Source organism: Dactylosporangium sp. NPDC049742, from assembly GCF_040674675.1.
GTDB lineage: Bacteria > Actinomycetota > Actinomycetes > Mycobacteriales > Micromonosporaceae > Dactylosporangium > Dactylosporangium maewongense.
This window is the reverse complement of record NZ_JBFANF010000059.1, coordinates 43,627-62,559: the sequence shown is the minus strand read 5'-3', so window position 1 is coordinate 62,559 and position 18,933 is coordinate 43,627. Positions and strand designations below refer to the sequence as shown.

The following is an 18,933-nucleotide window of genomic DNA, read 5'->3' as shown; positions in this document are numbered from 1 at the left end:
CGTACCCGGCGCTTCGATGCAGTTGCGTGGATCGCGTCGCGGATCTGTCGTTCGTCGTGTCCTCGGCCGGTGACGCGATCCGTTCATCGGCACGGCATGCTGTTGCTCGTGCGTCACGAGCGTCTGAGCTTCTTCGTCGACTCCGTTGAGACAGTCCCGGAAGGCTGGCGGCTGCGAGGTGAGCCGGGCTATCACCCGAAGCACTGGGCTCGTCCGGGTGACCGCTTCGATCGCGCCTGCCGCGAACACGGCCGGATGGAGCGACCTGTGGACCTGGTCGTCGTCGAGCTCACTGGGGCGTACGCCATCGTGGCCGGCACTGGCGGTGATCTGCTCAGGCCGGACGACATCGTTTCCGGTCAGCGGCCGGTCGATGACACCGGCCGCGCCGCTGATCGGCTCCGACGGCCACCGGACGCCACCGGATTCCTGGCGCAGCTCCTCGGTCTACCGGCACTCACCGCCGGGACAGGGGCCGGGTTGGATTGGTCGCCGATCGAGTCGGAGCTTGGCGTCACGCTGCCCGGCGACTACAAGACATTCATCGACGCGTACGGCGCCGGTGTCCTCGATGATCATGTCCACGTGTGCGCTCCGAACGCCGAGCACGACTCGGCAGACCTCATGTACAACAACGCGTACGCCCAAGAGTGCTTACGACCCGAATTCGCAGGACCCGAAGGCCCATCGGGCGACTGGCACCTCGGCGACGCATCACGCTGGTCCGCGGACCGCAGCGACATCCCCTCCTGGTTCCAGCCCGGCGACAACGTGATCCTTTGGGGGTACACCGGCCACGGCGACTTCCTTTTCTGGCACGTCAAGCCCGACATCGTGCCCGATGAATGGCCCGTGGTACTGAAGGAGCGAGGACCTTGCTGGGAGCGCTACGGCACCGGATTCTCAGCAACGCTGACCGGCCTACTGACCGGCGAAATCCAGTCCGAGTACCTCAGTCGCCTGCTGGGTGGGCCGCACACCTACGGGCATTGACCCCAGGGCTCACACTTCGGCGCTTAGCGCGCGCACATGCCGCCGACCGTGCGCGCTGGCCAACTGTACGGCCATCACGGTCCGTAGGCTCGCTTGTCGTCTGCCGCATCTCCTGGACGCTCGCACACGCTTGAAATGCAGCGCGTTCTGTGGGCCCGCCCGGGCGCGGACTGCGGTCTCGCATCCGCACCACACCCATCGAGATCAACCGCCAGCCTGCTGCGCGGCCCGCGCTCGATGGGCGGTTCGCCGGCGCACCGCGAAGGGCACGAATACCGCACCGGTCGCTACAGCGGCCAGGGCTGCGACCCACCACGGCAACACTGGAATCAACAGCAAGGCGAAGAAGAACAGCGGCACGGAAAACGCGGCGTCCAACACGACGTGGTCGGCCGACCAGCGCCGAACCCGTGACATGGACAGTGCGACATACCGCACCGCCCCGAACGACACCGTCTGATCGTCGCCAACCAGCCGTTCCTCACCCAACGCCACCGAGTGCGGCTCGGCCGGCAGGACATGCAGATGCTGCCGTTCCTGCGCGAGCCGGGCCACCGGGGCCGCCCTCGTCTCGCGGTGGGCGCGGGCGTTGACCCGTTCGCACCAGTCGAAACAGGCGTCGGCGAGTTCGGTGAACGACCCGTAGGCCGGCGCGAGGTTCGCCGTCGTCGGCACCAGGTCTGCCTTGGCGATCTTCACCGTCGCCTCGACGCCGCCCTTGGACTCCGGGTCGAACGGCTCACACGTCTCGACCTTGCACCCGTAATGCCGGCCCGCAGCGACGATCTGCGGATGCCGGACCGCAACTCCAGCCACGTGCTCGACGGTGACCGTTCTGGCGTTGTCGGTCAGCACATAGGTTGGCGCACCGCCGATGCGTCGCAGCGTCGCGTCCAAACACGCCACCAGAGACCCCATCGTCTGGTCCCAGACCGGCAGCACCACCCGGAACCGCGACCACGACAGCCACGCGCAGAACAGGCTCGTGCGCCGCCCGCCGATGACCGGACCCGCACCCCAGTCGAACTGCAGCCACATCCCCGGCTCCGGCACCCACGGCCGATACGAGCGCCGATGCCCAGCCCGCCACGCCGCCTTCGCCGCAGCGACCGCCCGCCGCGTCGACCGGTCGGTCCCGGTGAACCCCATAGCAAGCAGCCGGGCATGCACCACATCCGCACGGATCCGGCCCTGCGACGCCTCCACCAGCTCCTCGATCTTCGCCGCGAACGCGTCGATCGCCTTCGGCCGGCGGGCCCGCACGAACGGGTCCCGGCCCTCGTCACGCAGCTGCACATACCGCGTGACGGTCTTCTCATCGACCCCGACCAGCCGCGCAGCCGAATGCGCGCAGCGGGTCAGATCGAACGCCTCCAGAATTTCCACGATCTCCCTGTCAGACTTGGTCACGGATCCCTCGGATCGGGTCGGCTACTTGATCAGCAATCAGCAGCCAACCCCGACCGGGGGATCTCTGTGTTCATCGACGAAAGTCAGGCGTTTCCGGAAGATCACGTGACCGCAGGCACGGAGTTCTCATGTCCGCCAGCCTGGAGCAAAATGTCCGCCAACCCGGAGTCTGCCGTGTCCGCTGGCAGGCGGTGACCGTCACGCTGCGTACGCCATTCCAGCGGCAGGCTCTGCGGGGCATGCGTGCGCTCGTAGCCGATGAGCGGTTGGTGAGGTTCAGCTGGCATCGTGGAGCACGTGATCGATCCAAGGCGGCATGCATGGAAGGCGACCGCTCGCGTGCTGGTGCTCTACAACCCGGAGGGTCAGTGGCGTTACGCCGTCTACAACGACAAGGGGGTCCTCGACGGCGTGCTTGATGCCTCGGCGGAGGCTGCTCCGCAGGAAGCGCAGGCACAACTGCTGGCCGAGGTTGAGGAGATCACCGAACAGCGGTACGTCGCCAGGTGAACGCAGAACCGGCCGCACTGGTGGACGGCGGACCTGATCGTGACCTTGTGACACATGGGCTCGCGTTCCGCCTGATCACGTGCGCGCACATGCCGCGTTGATATCGGTGGTGCCGTCCTGGTTGGCGCGGTGGTCGCTGACGCAGGGGTAGACCGGTCAGGCGCGTGAGGAACTGTTGCTGCACCCCTGGCTGAACTTCTACGTGCAGAACGGCCATGCATATGCCGCCGAGCCGGCCGGCAGCGTGGAGCCGCTGGATGAGACCGCGCCGCCTTTCACGCTCAGCCAGACCTCCGACATTGCATAGCTCGGCAGCGTTCTGACCTCGGATATGTCGCTGACTTCGAGCGCCACCTCGATCGGGTGTATTCGATGTCAGTCAGTTTCGGCGCCACCGGCGGCGATGGGCGCATCGGTGGGGTCGGGACGGAGGTCCGCCGATGCCGCGGATGTCGAAGGTCGAACTGTTCGCGGCAATCCGCAGGGAATCACGGGCGGGCATGTCCGGGCGGGCCATCGCCGTCAAGGCCAGATGGGTCCTGATTGATCTCGGCGCCTTGCGCGCTGGACGGGTGCGGGCCGTCAGCGCCTGTTGTTGCGGCGAACCAGGAAGACGACAACGCCGACAACGACTGCGATGCAGCACAGCGTGCTGGTCAGGCGGCCAAGCGAGTACGCGATGTCTTCCGCTGCGCTTGCGGACAGTTGTGTCCCGGAGCTGGCCCATACCGGAGCGCCAACGGCGGTCGAGGCGACGACACCGACGGTGGCGGCGCAGATGCGCGCGGACAGGACTCGAAGGCTCACGATTCGGCAGCGTAGATCATCATTATCGTTGCCACAATCGACTGGCCACGCCAGGCGTCCGGATCTGGGCCGCCGGGGTCGCGCAGCTCCAGTCGGCTGACGCAGCTTGATCACGTTTCCGCACATGCCGCAGGTCTCGCGCGGCCGCTGACATGGAGATCGCCACGCTTCGTGACGGCAGTCCGGCGCGTCGAACCACGGCCGCAGTGCTCGATCGTGCCGATGTCAGTGCGTCCTGCCGTCATCGTCTGCGATACCCAGCCACGGGTCCGCCTGCAGGGCGGCGAGGGTCTCCAGCTGGTCTTCGGTGGCGGTCGTCATCAGAGCGTCGAGGGTCGGGAAGTTCTCCACGCCCCCTTGAGTCAGCCAGCACACCCGGGGCGCCGATAAAAGGTCGAGCAGGACGACGCTCAGGCTCGACTCGGCCGCACCGATGACGAGGTACCGATCGCGGGAGAACCCGAACTGCCAGCCGCTGCCCTCGTCGTACGCCTCGACGAGCACCCATGCCCGCTCAGTCGCCGGCCCGTCGAGCAGTTCGGCGATCGGGAACATATCCGTCTGCCCGTCAAGCCCGGCCCATCCATCGCAGCAGGTCAGAAACTCCAGATACGACGGGGGCAGGTCGACGCGCTGCCTGAGCACAGCCAGCTCCGTAAGATCCGCGCCCGGATTGGGACCGCCGTGCCGAAAGATCCCATGGACGTCGGCCAGTTCCACGTCACGGCCGACGGCTGCCGCCCGGTCCAGTACGTCACGAGCCATGAACTCCACGCTGCCCTCGCCGTCGGTCGCCGCCAGCCGCGCCAGGGCGGCATATCGGATCGATGATCCATTGTTGCGGAGCGCCAGGCGAGCGCCATCCGCACATGCCGCGACGTGCGCGTTGCGCGGATCGGTCGGCAACTGGCTCACACTCGGGGTGAATCGGGGACGGGAGCACGCGGCACGCCCAGGCGGTCGAGAAGGTCGAAGTATGCGTCCTCCCTGAGGACGTACCGTGTTGACGGAAGCCGGAGCCGGGCGGCGATCCCCGGACGGCGCGCGGTACGCAGAATCTGTCCGATCGGCCCGGCCGGACGATGTACCCGGCCCCGGTGGGCCAGTTGACCGCATGTCGGACCGCTTCACGGGGTGGACAACCGAAGGCGGCGATCGTCTCGCGGGCGCGACGTCGTGCAGCCTTGCGCGTCATGCCGATCATCGCAGGGTGGTCACGCTCGAACGCATGTGCGGTGTCCCGGTCAAGCCAGACACCCCATTGGTCACCGGACGGGGTGGCCGCGACGACCTGGCCGTAGTCGCTGTCGGCGATGTACGCGGCGATCACCGGGCACGACGAGGCGGCTACCAGGCTCAGCAGAAGATCGGGCTCACGGCCGAGCACGTTGTCAGGCAGGTCGTAGACACGCCACCCGTCGCCGCGGACAGCACCTTCGTGGGAGCGGACAGACGCGCCGATGTCCTGCAGCACCACCGACGCCTGGTCGCCGCGGACCGTGATCAGCGTGCCCCAATAGCCCATGCCCGGCCCCTGTCACTGTCGATGATCAGATTCACCGGACTGTAGACGGCATCCGTTCACGGCGCCGCGTACACCCACACCTTCGCCGCAAGGTTGGCACCGCGCGGCGGCATGTCGGTATGACCGAACCGACAGGATGACCGCTGAACTACGGGTGAGCTCGCGCAGTATCACCGAGAACCCGTCGCCACCGGTAGCCCCAAGCCCAACACGATCGCGACCAACGTCCTACATCCTGAGCGATTCATCGCCTCCCTTGAGGGCGCCTCGATCCGCGGCAACCCCAAGGCCGCAGCGCTCGGTGATCGCATACTTTCGAACGTTGGGCCGCCGTGCTGCTCACGCGGGATCCCGGAGCAGCGTTCCGGGACGGGCGTCTGCTGCTGCGCCGACGATGGCAGTTCCCACGGCAACATCGCCGTACGCCTGTTCACCGCGGTCCGCCCCTCCGGTGCGGTCACCGCGCTCAGCCGACGCTCCACCAGCCGGCCCGGCAGAAGCACTACCTGGCGACGGTTCGGCTCCGGCAGACTCTCCACCGCAGACACCCCGCCGCTGTTTCCGCCACGATCCGAAGCACACGACCCAGCCGTCCAGTGGCCCCTCACGGATAGCCTCATCTGCCGTAGACATCCAAGATGGTCGACATGACGTTCACCTCGGACGACCTCGACCGCATCGCGGCGGACCTCGCGGCCACCGGCGAGATCGACGCGCGGTACTCGTACATGGGACAGGGTGCCGCGACGTGGGACCGGTTCACGACCTGGCAGGAAGGCGACCCCACGCCCAACGTCCTGCACTTCACGCTCGGCATGCTGCGCGACGCGCACGACGACCTCTTCGCCGCGCTGCCCGGCCCGGTCCGCGTCGTTGACCTCGGCCCCGGCAACGGCGTCCCCGTCCGCGGCGTGCTGGAGCGGCTCCGGGCCAGCGGGCGCCTCGACGGATACTCCGGCGTTGACGCCAGCGCCGAGATGCTCGCGATCGCCGAGGCCAACCTGCGGGCGTGGCTCGGCCCGGCCGCACCCCTGCGGTTCCACCGCCGCGACTTCACCGCCGCCCCCCTCGCCGACCTGCGCGGCCCGGCGACGCTGGCGTTGCTGACCGGCGGCACCCTGCTCAACTTCGCCGACCCCGTCGCGGTCCTGCGGCACGCGCGCGAGGCGGCCGACGTTGTCGCCTTCGTCGCCCGCGCCGACACCGTCGCCAATCGCACGTTCTTCCGGTTCGGCGAGACCGAGACAGGCGAGGACATCCCCGTCCGGTACCGCGTGATGCTCGACCGGCTCGGCGTGCACCGCGATCGCTACGAGCCGGAGGTCGGCTTCGACGACAGGACCCGGCAACGGTTCCTGCGGATCCGCCTCACCTCCCCGGTCACGGTCGCCGGTCGCCTGCCCCTGCCGGCTGGCCGCAGCGTGCACCTGTGGCGCTACCACCACCGCACCGAGGCCGAGCTCACCATGATGCTGGACGCCGCCGGCTACACGCCGCTGACCGCCCGCCGGACCCCGGACGGCGAATTCCTGCTCCTCGCGGGCACCGTCGCTGCACCTTCGCCGGTCGACCGGTCAGCGTCATCGACGTCGCCATGACCAGTTCCGCTCTGCCGGCTTGTCACCACGCTGCTCGACCCGCCCCACCAGGCATGGGTCATGGTCGCCCTAGCCAGCGGAAGGAACCACCGGGCAACCGCACCCGGGATGGCCCGCGCACGCGCCGCACCAGGAACAGCGGAACCGGACACCCGGCGGGAGGCGGTCGTCAACGCAAGGCACGGATAGCAGGTCCGCGCCCGCCGTCACGTCGACACGATCGCCACTGGTCCCGTCGGGTAGGACGTTGTGTAGCCACAAAACGGGATAGACTTTGCGGCACGATCCGCAGATTCGGGTACCCCAGCCAGTCGAGCAGTTTCGGCAGCGGCATTGGAACGTGTTCCGATCCCGGGGCTCAAACTCGGTCATGGTGCTGTGACAGACGGGGCACGTCTCGAACAGGTCGAACGACCGCACCGCGGCTTCGACCGCAGCCTTGGCCCGCGTCTGCGAGAACGCCGTGGACCTACGTAGATCCCGCTCGTGTGCAGTCGCAGCGCGAACCAGCGATTCCACCTCGTCCATCGACGGCCGGCGGGTCACCGCGACGCTCGTCGGACCTGCCGGACGCGACCAATCACCACTGCTGCTCGGCAGCCTTGCGTACAGCTCTGCGGTCGGCGGATATTCGGCGACGAACCGGCGGCCTTGCAGGACCCACCGCAGCGCCCGAGCGAGCCGCTCTTCTCCCTCGATCTCCAACGGTGTCACAGGAACCAGGCAGGGCAGCGCCCCGAAGCCAGCCGGGTGCACGAGGCCCTCCGTGGTGGACGGCGGTGCCGCTCGGGCGGTGCGGAGCCCCGGATACACAACGATCGTAGAGTCAGCCTGCATGCTAAGCGCGGCGGATCGCGCTCTTTCAGCGTCAGGATGGCCGAGGTCGTCGCTGACCGGCGCCAACCGTGCCAGGTGTTGTCCGTCGCCGGCGACATGCAGGGTGCCGTCCTCCGCCATCGACCACGTGACACTGCCGGCCGGGCCGCGCAGAAGCACGGTGGAACCGGCGACCGGCAGTGCATCGGCCGGGTCGTCCGGCTGGTACCCGAGGATCGCCAGCGCGCGCAGGGAGAGCGCGGCGACGTAGTGCGCGTAGGCATCGGGGAACGCACGCTCCGCCGACCTCACGCCCGCCACAACGGAGGATTCGTGGACCGCCCACAGCTCCCAGAGCGCGCCGACCTGCCGATACCGCCGGTCGCCCAGGAACAGGTTGGTGCGCATGAGCCGGATCGGCACGGGCACCCGGCGGTTGGCCCGCCGCAGCACCGGCGATCCGTGCAGCGCCGCGAGCCGCGTCCGGGCGCGGCGGAACACATCGAGGGTCTCGGCGACCGCCAGCGCCGACGCGGTGGTGTCAGAGACCGCCTTGGCGACGAGGCGGGCGACCCGGTCGAGCCGGCGCCACGACTGCGCGTGTTTCAGCGCCCGGTTGTACTCGTTGAGGTCGGTCAGGCCGTCGGCGAGCGTGGTCAGCTCGCGGATGCGCCGGGTCAGGTGTTCGCCGAGCCGGTCCACGAGCTGCGCGGCCACCTGGTTCTCGTAGAAGTCGACGTCTTCGGCGAAGCGCTGCGACAGCACGCGCAGCGGCATGATGCGCCCGTGTTCCACGCCCGCCCAGTCCTCGGTGTGCCCGGCCAGGCGGGCGAGTCCGGCATGCGGCACCCTGCGCGCCAGGTCCGCCCGCACCAGCTCGTCCACCCGGTCGAGCCGGTCGTGCGGTCGGAGGCAGACGTCGGCGAGAACGTCGAGCCCGTCGAGAACGCCGCGCTCGAACGGGCTCAGCTCGGCGTGGTGCGACGCGTCGGGCACAAACATGGTGTCGGTCAGCCACGTGCCGAGAGTTGTGTTCCTGGCCAGCGCTCGGGTGACGTCGATGACGGTGCCGACGACGAGCGGTTCCGGTGCGCCGGGCCGGTCGGCCATCACCCTTCCCTGCGCCGCTGCTCGTCGTCGAGGAGGCGCACGCACCGGACCGGGGCACCGCGCAACTTGCGCAGCTCCCAGGCGGTGCAGACGGTATCCCGGATCTTGCCGAGGCCGCCGGGGGTGACGTCGTACCGGCCACGCAGAGAACGAAGGACCTTCCGGGCCAGGAAGTGGTCAGTGGCGAGCGAACGGCCGTCCTGCCCGCTGTCGTCGCCCTCGGGCTGCTCGGCAACCAGGTCGCCGGCGTGGGCCGCGACGACGACGGGCACGAATGCCTCCATCTGCCGCTCGAGCCGCGGGCCTATGATCGCCCGGCCGTGCTCGCGCAGGTCGTCGGCGATCACGTTGAGGAACTCGCGCACCTCGGCCGTGTCCGCCCGGTGCGCCTGCGAGGCCTGGTCAAACGACTTGCGCAGCGCGGCGGTGCTGTACGGCTCGATGTCCGGGACCGTGGCCGGCCGCGGCAGCCAGGGGCGCTGGGCTGGCAGCTCCATCAGGTGCGCGCGGTTGTAGGTCTTGTCGGCGAACTCAAGCGTTGACTCGTCCTGGTTCGCCGTGCCGATGAACCAGACGTTGCTGGGCAGGCGGATCCGCCAGCCGTCCACGAACCACTGCGGCGCCCGCCCGGTGCTGCGGGTGACCAGCTGAATCGGCTCGCCGTCGTGCTCGATCTTCGACAGCAGGACCGAGAAGTACTGCTCCGGCCGGGCCAGGTTCATCTCGTCGAGCACGATGAAGAACGGACGTTCCCGGTACCTCGGCGTCTGCGCCATGTACAGGGCCTGGAGAAACTCGGACTCCTCGAAGCGCCGTTCGAAGGTGTTGTGGTGCCCGAAGAGGTCCGTCCGGTCGCGCCAGCCGGCCTGCACCTCCACGACGGCGCACTCGGTGCCCAGTGCCTTGGCGAGGGCGACTGGCAGCGACGTCTTGCCGATGCCGCTCATGCCCTCCAACAGGTGCAGCCGGCTCATCGCCAGTCCGCCGAGGAGGACGCACACGTCGTTGAGCCGGTACGCCCGCCGGCTGTCGGCCAACATGACCGCCTGCAGCGACCGAGACAGCTGCGAGAGGTCGGGCCGGTCGGCGCTGACGACGCCGGGCTCGCTCAGGTTCGGGTCTTCGTCCATCGCGACGCAGCGCGGGAATAGCGGCGTGCCGGGGTCGGGACGGTCGCGGGTCAGCTGCTCTACCGTGCCGTGTAGCTCGGCGATCCGGCTCTCGTACCCGCGGGAGAGCACCTCGAAGTGCCGCTCGGCGTCGCTGAGCTGCTTCATCTGCAGGTTGTTGATGCGGCTCGCGAGGGCCTCGCCCTCCAGCTCCTGCACTCGGTATGCCAAGCGGTCGCGCTCGCCCGTCACCTCCCGGTGTTGCTGCTCCAGCCAGCGCAGTCGGTGCAGGTCGTCGTCGGCCAGCCGCTCGGCGAGCTTGCCGCGCAGTTCAACGTTGGACGCGGCCAGCCGGTCGCGTTCGTCGATCAGGTACTGCGGATCTGTGCCGCCGATCCGCAGCAACTGCTGCTCTCGTTCGGCCAGCTGCTTGCGCAGCTCGTCGATCGTCTCGGTCCGGGCGTCGGTCTGGATCCGCAGGACCTGCAGTTCGCGGTCAAGGGCGGCGACGTCGGCCGCGGCGCGTGCCTGGATCTCTGCCTCCAGGTCGTCGACCTTGCGTTGCAGCTGGATCTGCTGTCCTAGCAGCGCCAATTTGTCATAGTGCAGCTTGTCCGCAGACTGGCGGAGCGCCACGCGGTCCTCCTCCAGCGAAGCGACCTGGGTCGCGTGTTCCGCGGCGAGCGTGCGCCGCCGCTCCTCCTCTTCAACCAGGGCTTCCTGCCGGCGGCGCCGGAGCTCGACCTCCAGCTCGGCCCTGGCCGCTTCGGCCTGTGCGGCGAAGCCGTCCCGGGCCTCCCGCTCACGGACGCTCACTTTTTCACTACGGATGTGCAGCTGCGCCCGCTCGGCGGTGGCCTCGGCCTGGAGCGCCTCGGCCGCGTCGCGCGCCGCGGCGGCCTCGGCAAGTTCGGTGTCGAGGCGCTGGCGGGTGGCCTCGGCCGCAGCCTCGGCGTCCGCGGCGGCCTGTGTCCGTTTTCGGGCTGCCGTCGCTGCGCGCTCGTAGTCCTCGGCTTGGCGGCGCAGCGCGTCGTACGCGGACAGCACCGCGTCGTCGTTCGCCGTCGGCTCCAGACCCTGCTCGGCTAGCGCGGCGCTGACCTCTGTATCGTCCTCGGCCCGCCTGACGGCCGCAGCCAAGTCGGCTGCCTTGTCGGCGGCCGTCTGCTGCGCAAGCCGGCGCTGGCTCGCCAGCCAGTTCGACTTCTTTTGCCTACCCATTGGTGGAACGGTTCCCTTCGCTGCGTGTGCGGAGATCGGGCAACGGCACGCCGAGGTAGGCCGCTGCTGTGTCCTGCGCGAGCCGCCAGGCGGTCTCGCCGTAGTCGAGGTTTAGCGGCACGGCGGCAGCGTGCGCACCGCCCGTGTTACGGTCCTGCGACACGTTCGTGAGGTCGCTGAGCAGCGTCGGCCAAGCCGCCGCAACTTGGCGGAACGGGTGGTCTGACGCGCCGTTGGCGGCGCTGACAAGCGATGCGGCCAGCAGTACCGGGGTCGACGCCCGGTCCGGCTGTCTGATTCCCCGCCGAAGCTGATCGGCGTCCACGACGCCGAGCCGCGCATGCTCGCCGAACGACATCCCGAGCTGCCGGCAGTAGATGCCGAACTGCCGGGCGATGGGGTCGCGCAGCCCGTCGACGACCTGCCGCGGTGGCCGATGCCGAGCCACGAGGTCGCGCAGCACGAGCTCGTGCAGCCGCCAGGAGTATCGCGCGACGTCGCCCACCTCGGGGCTGCCGTCGCCGCGTCGCCGCGCCCGGTCGATCTCCCGCTCCAGCAGCGTAAGCAACTCGAATAAGGCGTCGTGATCGCGCACTCGGGCGGTGAAGCGGTGCTCGAGCGTTTCTGCGATGCTGCGCCGCAGCTTGACGTCGATGAGGTCGGACTCGGCCAGGAGGCCCTCGGTCCGGCGGCCGACGAACTGTTCGACATGGTTACGCAGCCGAGGCGAACGCTGGACCCGGGTCGCCACGAGCCGCCGAAGATAAGGACTGGCGTACCCACCGAACGGACTTATCGCATCCCACGTCACCGTGCTCTCGCCGCCCTCGTCGCGCATCCGGGCAAGCAGCGGCAGCGGAATCCACACCGGCTGCCCTTCAGTCATTACCGATACGCGCGAAACGACCCGCTCGGGCGGGCCGGCCCGCCAGCGACGGGTCCGCCCGCCGCCCTGCCGTTTCGCCGCCTCACCGCGAGAGACCGCTTCCACGACCTGCTCGTGCGCCGGCGGCTCGGTACCGGTCCAGCCATCGGGGTGAACGGCGAACGCGTGTACCCGCAGGGGTGCGCCCACCGTGCCCAGCTGCAGCATCGCTGTCCGTGGGCTCTGCCAGTCACATTGGCAATGACCAGGTTCGACGGTCGAGGCCGGCCAGAGCGTGCCGGTCGTGACGTCCTGGTAAACGTAGGTCGTGATCGCCCGTGCGGGGTCGGGGAACCCGTCCTGCAGGACGTGGCGGCCGTTCGTCGTGATGACGCCGTAGCGGTCGAGGTAGTTCAGCGCGCGTAGGTCGGAGCGGACCAGCTCGACGAGGTCGTCCTGCAGGCCGAGGAGGCGGCCGATGTCCGCCGCCTCGCGGAAGCCGGTCCGGGCCAGGCCCAGCACCGCCGCCTGGAACACGTTGAGCCGGTCCGCGTGCACCAGCGGCGACACCACGCGGTACCGTAGCGCGGGCCAGAGCAGCCACCGCTGCCGACCCCGGAACTCGGCAAACTCGGGCCGGACGACCGGGCACTCAGGACCGAATCCCGGCACCGTGTACCCCCTCGCAGAACTCACGGAACGCGACGATGCCCTCGGCGACGGACCGGCCCGGCTGGCCCGGCATCTCCGGCGTGGCTGCCCGCTCGGCCATGGCGGCGTCCCCCACGGCGATGAGCAGCCGGCGCTGCCGGCTCATCGCGACACACATGCGGCTGTCGCTGAGCAGGTGCCCGTACCGCCGCACGGCCTCGGCGGGACCGCCGAGGGGCCGCGGGACCTCGCTGCTGCGCGTCACCGACAGCAGCACGACGTCGAACTCCATGCCCTGGAACGCGTCCACGGTGCCGACCCGCAGCCTCGGCCGCGGTCGTTCCTCGGCCGTGAACTGCATCGCTGGCACGGGCACGAAGGTGCCGTCGTCATTGACCACGGCCAACGCTTCCTGCTGCAGCTCGGCCTCCAGCAGCTCCTGCTGGGCCTTGTAGAACGTGATGACGCCGAACGACAACCGCCGGGCGTGGTCCAGTTCGGTGAGTTGTTTCAGCTCCTGGACCAGCCGGTGCACCTCGGCCGGGCGGGTCCAGCTCGTGCCGGACCGCTCCTCGTCGCCGTCCCGCCGCGGCACGTCGATCCAGGCCGCCACCTTGCCGGCGTACGTCGACAGGTCATGGGTCAACCGCGCCGTCGACGGGTCAGGCTTGATCACGTCGGGACCGCCATAGAAGACCTCGCTGACGAACCGGCCGAGCGCGGGGTGCATGCGGAACTGGGTGTCCAGCAGGATCGTTCGTACTGCGGGCGTCTCGTTAGCGAATAGGTCGAACCAGCGCTCAAACAGGCTCTTCGACAGCTCCGAGCCGTCGAGTGAGCGGTTGCGGCGCAGCTCCTGCTCGACCTTCCGCTCCAGGGCGTGTGGTAGCTGCTTGTGGTCGCCGACGAGGATGATGCGCCGGCGGGCGAACGCCATCGGGATCATCAGGTCGAGCGGATTGGCCCGCGCCGCCTCATCGACCACGACGGTGTCGAACACGGGCAGCGGCGCGTCGAGCAGCCGCGACATCTCCTCCGAGTTCGCTTGCTGGACGGTCGAGGCCAGCACGGCGTTGTACCGGGCCAGCGTCGACTCGACCAGGGCCAGGTCCTCTCGCAGGTCGTCACGGTAGGCCAGCAGGACCTGGTCTGCGCTGTCGGCGGTCTCGGCGGCCTCCTCCGCCACCGCATCCGCGACGAGGTGCAGCAGCGCCTCCACGTCGGGATCGTGCGTCGGCGCGTGCAGCAGGGCGGTACTGGCGCCGAGCCGGCCGAGTAGCTCGACCCGCAGGTTAGCGAGTTCGGCCAGCAGGTCGTCGCCATTGTCGCCTGCCTTCGCGGCTGCCTCCAGCAACCGCCGGGCCGGGTCGTCGAGCAGCCGGTCCAGCTCGCGCAGCGCCCGGGCGGCGCGCTGCGGGCCATCGTCAGCGAACGCGATCGGCGTGACACGTAGCGACCGAGCCTCCCGGGCCAGCCGCTGTCGGTCGTTGCCCGCGAGCGTCACTGCGACCTGGTCGACTACGGCCCGATCGGCCAGCAGAAGGTCGAGCTCGTCCCGCAGAACGCCCGGCAACCGGGCGCCGGCCAGCTCCTTCACGGTGCGAAGCAGCGCGACCAGGTCAGGGCCGGTCATCGGGTGCCGTTCATACGCCGACGCGAGCTCCCGCAGCTTTCGCGCAGCATCGTTCCGGGCGGACGCCGGCCGGTGCTCCTGCAGGTACCGCTCGACCGACGCGACAACGCCGTCGCGCCACTCGCGGGCGCTCTCCCAGTCACGGCCCGGCCGCGCGCCGACCCGGGTCGGCGGCAGGCCGCGCCGCCGAGCCTTCCGGGCGACGTTGTCCACCGCGTCGTGCTGCACGCTGGAGATCAGGGTCCGCTGCATCGACACCGTACGCTCGCCGAGCTCGTCCAGGCAGCGCAGCAGGTCCGCGATGAAGCGGGTCTTGCCGGTGCCCGGCGGCCCCTGCACGAGCAGGACGTCCGGGGTCCGCAGGGCCATGCCCAGTGCGGCCCGCTGAACATCGGTGGGGGCCGGGCCTTCCGAGCTACTGATCGCGGCGGCGATCGCCTTGTCGTGGGCCCGGTCGGCGCGCGGATGGGCTCCGGGCCGCGGCACGCCCTCGATGAGCAGCCGCAGCCCGGGAAGCTCGGCCTGGTCGGTCTCGATCCGCTCGCGGGCGAGGTCTCGGCGGCGCAAACGGACCCGGTCACCGGAGAGCGACCGGAATAGGTGGCCGGCCGGCGGCGGCGCGTCGTCCCCGTCGACGGCGAGATCGACGGTCCAGTTGTTTCTGACCACGTACCGCACCTCGCCGTGCACACCGACGCCCTGCCGACCGCGCCCATCTTGGAATTCGGGTGGGAGATCTCTGGATGCCTCCAGCTGCAGCTTTCCGCCGAACGAGGCCACCGCGCGTAGGAAGGCGCCGACACGGTCGTCTGGCTGCAGCGCGAAGCGCCAGAGCCCGTCTGCGGTGACCTGGCACGACCGGTACCGGGCCGACCCCATGCGCCGGGCGTCGTCGACCAGCGACTCGCGTTCAATCTCGTTGTACGCCTGCCACAGGTCGAGGTAGGTCCTCCCGTCCGAGGTGAGCCCCTGCAGTGCGGCCCGGATGGCCTCACTGGCGGCGGCCTCGTCGCCCCGGTCGACGAACCGCAGGTCAATCGGGCTGAGCCGGAACCAGCGAGCGTGTTGCCGAGAGGACGCATCGGTGAGGCGCACAAGGCGCAGAGCGTCGTCAGCGAGGGCAATGTCGGCGACCCACCGCCGTCCGTGCAGGGTCAGCGCACGAACACCGGACCCCGGCACGCCGCCCGGACCTCCGCTGTGGACGTACCTCTCCGCGGTCTGGCCAGGCAGCGCCGGAAGCGCGAACTCCTCGCGAAGCCAGTTCCGGATCGGCTCGAAGCCCGTCACTGCCCGCTGGGTGGCAATCCGCACCTGTTCGGCCACGCCATCGTCGATGCCGACGGTCATGCCCGCGCCGATATCTGCCGTGGCGAACGCGTGACACTGCACGCCGATCTGCTGCGGCGTGGCCTCGATGACCCACGACACGAACGTGCGCCCGGCGGCGGTGAGCCAATCGACGGTGTCCTGGTCCGTGGCCGGGAGCCGGATCGGCTGGCCCCCACCGCTTCCGGGCGCCACCTCGAACTCCGCGCTGCCGGGCCGGTGACGGAGCACCACCTCCCGGTTCTTGGCGTACTTGACGGTGAGCTGGGTGAGCCACCGCGGGACTGAAGTGGCCGGCCCGGTGGGCAGCGCCACGATGCGGATCTCGCCAGGCCTCAGCTGCTCAGCGAACACTGGCAACCTCCGCCGGCTGCGGCAGTAGCATCCGGTGCGGCCGGCTGTCGTCACCAAAGTGCCACGTCCACGCCGCGGATACCGGCTCATCGGCGCGGCTGCCCGGCAGCAGCGACCGGCCCATGCCGCCCTTCGGCGGCACGCGCCGGATCACGCCGTTGCCCTGGTTGCGTACGATCAGGGTGTCCCCGCCGTTCCAGTCGACCTGGGCTACCACCGCGAGGGGATCCTCCGCCCCGCGGTGCACGGTGCGGGCGGTAACGAGCAGCGGCCGGCCGGCCTGAACGAACAACGTCAGGCCCTTGTCCTCCAGCGTCAGCGGACGCCGGTCGCCGAGCCACGGGAACTGCTCTCGGACCAGCACCGGGACGACCGGCGGGCGGACGGTGTCGCACCACGGGCAGCAGTCCTTCGCGACGACGTAGCTGTGCGGACACTTCGAGCACTGCACGCACCGGTCGGCCGCGCCGTCGAGGGCGGCGGCCCACTCGCCGGCCCCCGGCCGGGCGCGCGGGTCGTGCATGCCGGCCTCGAAGGTCCGGCGGAACAGGGCCAGCAGCTGCCGGGTCAGGACCCGCTCGGCCGGATAGCCGTGCGGGGTCCGGTTCCGGTCGTCCGTGCTGTGCTCGATCCACGGCAGGAGGCCACGCTGGGCGTCGTCCTCCAGCGCGGCCGGTCCCTGGTCGACGTAGTCGCCGATGAGCGGGTGGTTCGTGGTGAGTGTCTCGTACGCCAGTACGGCGAACGAGAACGTGTCGCTGAACACGGTGTTGCCGGATGTGCCCCGCAGCACCTCCGGCGCCGCGTAGTAGGCGGTTACGAGGCGGTACGGGCCGGGAGCGCTTTCCGTCTGCAGGTTGTCCGCGTCGACGAGCCACACCTCATCGTGCTCCGGCCGGGCGGAGACGAGCACGTTGCCGGGCGAGACGTCGCCGTAAACAATGCCCCGGTCGTGAAGCGTCCCCAAGATCGCAGCGCACCGGGCGAGCAGCCGCAGCCGACGGCGTAGCCCGCCACCCTGCGCGTACCAGCCCGCGAGGTCGTCAGTCGTCTCGCCGCAGACCGCGCGGAAGGCGACCATGTCCTGCAGGAGTTTCATCACGTACCCGACGTGGGGGGCGGCCAGCGGCTCCAGCGGGGGACAGATCGGGACACCGTGTAGTGGCAGCCAGCGTAGCCGCCCCAGGCGGTCCTCCAGGCGCGCGGCCGAGCCGCCGGCGTAGAGCTTCACCGCGAGCTCGCCGTGGTGGGTGCGGAACACCACGCCCTCGCCGCCCTGGCCGAGCGGTGGATCGAGGACCAGTTCCAGGTGCTGGCCGCTGCGCGCGGTCCGGACGCTCGATGGCCAGTCCGTCTTCGGCTGACCGGCCATCAGTCGAACTCCTCCAGCCGCACCGCCTGTTGGCCCGTGCGCTCGTGCAGTGCGGTCATGACGGTGGCCGTCACCCACCGGAACAGACCGCTGATCTCATGGACCTGATCGGTCCGCAGGACGCCGACGCCGGGCGTGCAGAACGTGCGTAATACCTCGTCGGCGTCGGTCGTGCGGTCGGTGCCGATGCCGACGGCCACGCGCAGTGCGCGGCTCCCCCAGTGAGAGGACAGCAGGGCGTCCAGCGGTGCCTCCCAGTCGTCGGTCGGCACGCCGTCCGAGACGAGCACGAGGGCAGGTGGGAACGCGCGCTCCGGCACCGCCTCGACGTCGTCGAGGAGCTCGCGGACGCGGGTAAACGCGCTGCCCATCGGCGTGCGGCCGCGCGGGGTCAGGTCGGCCCACCCGATGCGCGACGCGGGGACCATCTTCTGGTGCAGTACGGCCTCGTCGCCGCCGAAGGCGACCACCGCGACATGGATCTCACCCCGAACGGAGTCCTCCGCGCCGAAGGCGTCGAACATCGCCGCAATGCTCCGGTTGAGCTGGACGATCTTGTCGCCGTCCATGCTGCCGCTGACGTCCGCCAACACGATCACCGGCATAGGCCGGGGCACCCTCCGCGACCGGGACGCCAGCGTGTCCGGTCGTGCCTTTGCGGGTTCCACCACGCAGTTCACTCCTCCGCGACTCGTCGAACGACGCCCTGCGTCCGACATTGATGAACCTCGCGTCGGCGCGGAGCCACTCAGAATTTCAGACACGCGATCCGAAGGTCAAGCGATCAAACGGACGAATATCGCATGCGGCAAGGTCTCGCCAGAGATCACGTAGTTCGATGAGGTTGTCGACCGGCGCGCGATGATCCGCTTGTCCATGTGAGCAATCCGGAGCGTCGCCGACGGCGATCGCAAGGCATGGGCCATACATCATCTCGCTCATCAACCAATACGCGTGACGCTAGGCCCAGTATCCGTTGGATCGTCGAGGCATGCCTGCGACCTTCTTGTCGTAGACGGCGAGGACGAGCCCGACTTGGTGCCAGCCAACGCGGCACCGTCAGGGGCCCAGGAAACGCACTCCGCGATGGTCTGCACTTGACGGGGCGGCGCGAGCGTTTGGAGCAAGTTCGCCGAACGCGGAGTTCCGCGGTGGCTCAGCGTCTCGGTCACGATCCGGCGACGTTGATGCGCTACTCTCCCGGGTCAACGTCGGCCTCCATCGCCAGAGTACCGACGACCTTGCAGGGCTCATCGCTCCGGACTCATCCCAGCTGCCGAGTTGCTGAGCGCGGCGTGAACGACAAAGGTTAGTTCCGGACATTGGCTGGGCTTCGGCGGCGAGGCGATTCGTGGACCCCTTTACTCGGCCGGTTTATGCTTGTCGTGACCTGGGAGAATGTGCTTGAGCACGTCGCTGGGGCCTCCGACGACCCCCTGGGGGTCAAGGGGTCGTGGGTTCGAATCCCGCCGTCCCGACCGGGTGACAAAGGCCAGCTTAGCTGGCCTTTTCTATTGGACCTGACCGATGTGTAGTCAAGGGGTCCGACACGCGTTTTTGCCCGTACGACCGTACGGTTTGCGCCGTAGATGGCTGCGCGGGGTGCTTGATGACTTCCTTGTCGTTACGC

13 protein-coding genes and 1 pseudogene are annotated in these 18,933 nt (G+C 69.4%); 4 read left to right on the top strand and 10 right to left on the bottom strand.

Annotated features, from left to right (window positions below; all coding sequences use genetic code 11):
- Window positions 1-96 precede the first annotated feature (96 nt).
- The gene (locus tag AB0J72_RS45275; RefSeq protein ID WP_363411605.1) at window positions 97-993 is read left to right on the top strand and encodes an SMI1/KNR4 family protein; all 897 of its coding nucleotides are present in this window, start codon (window positions 97-99) and stop codon (window positions 991-993) included.
- A 510-nt stretch (window positions 994-1,503) separates the two neighbouring features.
- Here AB0J72_RS45275 and istA read toward each other — a convergent pair.
- A pseudogene (gene istA, locus AB0J72_RS45270) lies at window positions 1,504-2,403 on the bottom strand (IS21 family transposase); the annotation flags it as partial.
- Window positions 2,404-2,691: 288 nt separating this feature from the next.
- Here istA and AB0J72_RS45265 point away from each other — a divergent pair.
- Window positions 2,692-2,913: a hypothetical protein gene (locus AB0J72_RS45265; protein WP_363411603.1), complete on the top strand. Its 222-nt coding sequence runs from the start codon at window positions 2,692-2,694 to the stop codon at window positions 2,911-2,913.
- 198 nt (window positions 2,914-3,111) lie between these two features.
- Here AB0J72_RS45265 and AB0J72_RS45260 read toward each other — a convergent pair whose 3' ends face one another.
- The 3 genes from AB0J72_RS45260 to AB0J72_RS45250 form a co-directional block, all read right to left on the bottom strand.
- On the bottom strand, window positions 3,112-3,267 hold the full coding sequence (locus tag AB0J72_RS45260) for a hypothetical protein (RefSeq protein WP_363411601.1): 156 nt from the start codon (window positions 3,265-3,267) through the stop codon (window positions 3,112-3,114).
- Between the two features lie 228 nt (window positions 3,268-3,495).
- Window positions 3,496-3,720 carry a hypothetical protein gene (locus AB0J72_RS45255; RefSeq protein WP_363411599.1) on the bottom strand — a complete coding sequence of 75 codons (225 nt, stop codon included), beginning with the start codon at window positions 3,718-3,720 and terminating at the stop codon, window positions 3,496-3,498.
- Window positions 3,721-3,945: 225 nt separating this feature from the next.
- Entirely contained in the window at window positions 3,946-4,635 is a 690-nt protein-coding gene (locus AB0J72_RS45250) for an SMI1/KNR4 family protein (RefSeq protein WP_363411597.1), read from the bottom strand.
- 199 nt (window positions 4,636-4,834) lie between these two features.
- Here AB0J72_RS45250 and AB0J72_RS45245 point away from each other — a divergent pair, with 199 nt between their 5' ends.
- Together AB0J72_RS45245 and AB0J72_RS45240 are read left to right on the top strand one after the other, a co-directional pair.
- A complete protein-coding gene (locus AB0J72_RS45245; RefSeq protein ID WP_363411595.1) occupies window positions 4,835-5,290 on the top strand; it encodes a hypothetical protein in 456 nt (151 codons plus the stop codon).
- Between the two features lie 602 nt (window positions 5,291-5,892).
- A complete protein-coding gene (locus tag AB0J72_RS45240) occupies window positions 5,893-6,843 on the top strand; it encodes a class I SAM-dependent methyltransferase (protein ID WP_363411593.1) in 951 nt (316 codons plus the stop codon).
- Between the two features lie 69 nt (window positions 6,844-6,912).
- On the opposite strand, the gene AB0J72_RS45235 is transcribed toward AB0J72_RS45240, so the two are convergent.
- The 6 genes from AB0J72_RS45235 to AB0J72_RS45210 all read right to left on the bottom strand — a co-directional run bounded on the left by AB0J72_RS45235 (window position 6,913) and on the right by AB0J72_RS45210 (window position 17,908).
- Window positions 6,913-8,769: a hypothetical protein gene (locus tag AB0J72_RS45235; RefSeq protein WP_363411591.1), complete on the bottom strand. Its 1,857-nt coding sequence runs from the start codon at window positions 8,767-8,769 to the stop codon at window positions 6,913-6,915.
- The gene (locus AB0J72_RS45230; protein ID WP_363411589.1) at window positions 8,769-11,099 is read right to left on the bottom strand and encodes an AAA family ATPase; all 2,331 of its coding nucleotides are present in this window, start codon (window positions 11,097-11,099) and stop codon (window positions 8,769-8,771) included. The genes AB0J72_RS45235 and AB0J72_RS45230 overlap by 1 nt, the downstream gene beginning before the upstream one ends.
- A complete protein-coding gene (locus AB0J72_RS45225) occupies window positions 11,092-12,534 on the bottom strand; it encodes a hypothetical protein (protein WP_363411587.1) in 1,443 nt (480 codons plus the stop codon). Before AB0J72_RS45225 ends, AB0J72_RS45230 begins: the two co-directional genes overlap by 8 nt.
- 82 nt (window positions 12,535-12,616) lie before the next feature.
- Complete coding sequence (locus AB0J72_RS45220; RefSeq protein WP_363411585.1) at window positions 12,617-15,931, bottom strand: AAA domain-containing protein; 3,315 nt, start codon at window positions 15,929-15,931, stop codon at window positions 12,617-12,619.
- Window positions 15,921-17,303, bottom strand: a complete 1,383-nt coding sequence (locus AB0J72_RS45215) for a hypothetical protein (RefSeq protein WP_363411583.1) — start codon at window positions 17,301-17,303, stop codon at window positions 15,921-15,923. Before AB0J72_RS45215 ends, AB0J72_RS45220 begins: the two co-directional genes overlap by 11 nt.
- A complete protein-coding gene (locus AB0J72_RS45210) occupies window positions 17,303-17,908 on the bottom strand; it encodes a VWA domain-containing protein (RefSeq protein ID WP_363411581.1) in 606 nt (201 codons plus the stop codon). The genes AB0J72_RS45215 and AB0J72_RS45210 overlap by 1 nt, the downstream gene beginning before the upstream one ends.
- Window positions 17,909-18,933 lie beyond the last annotated feature (1,025 nt).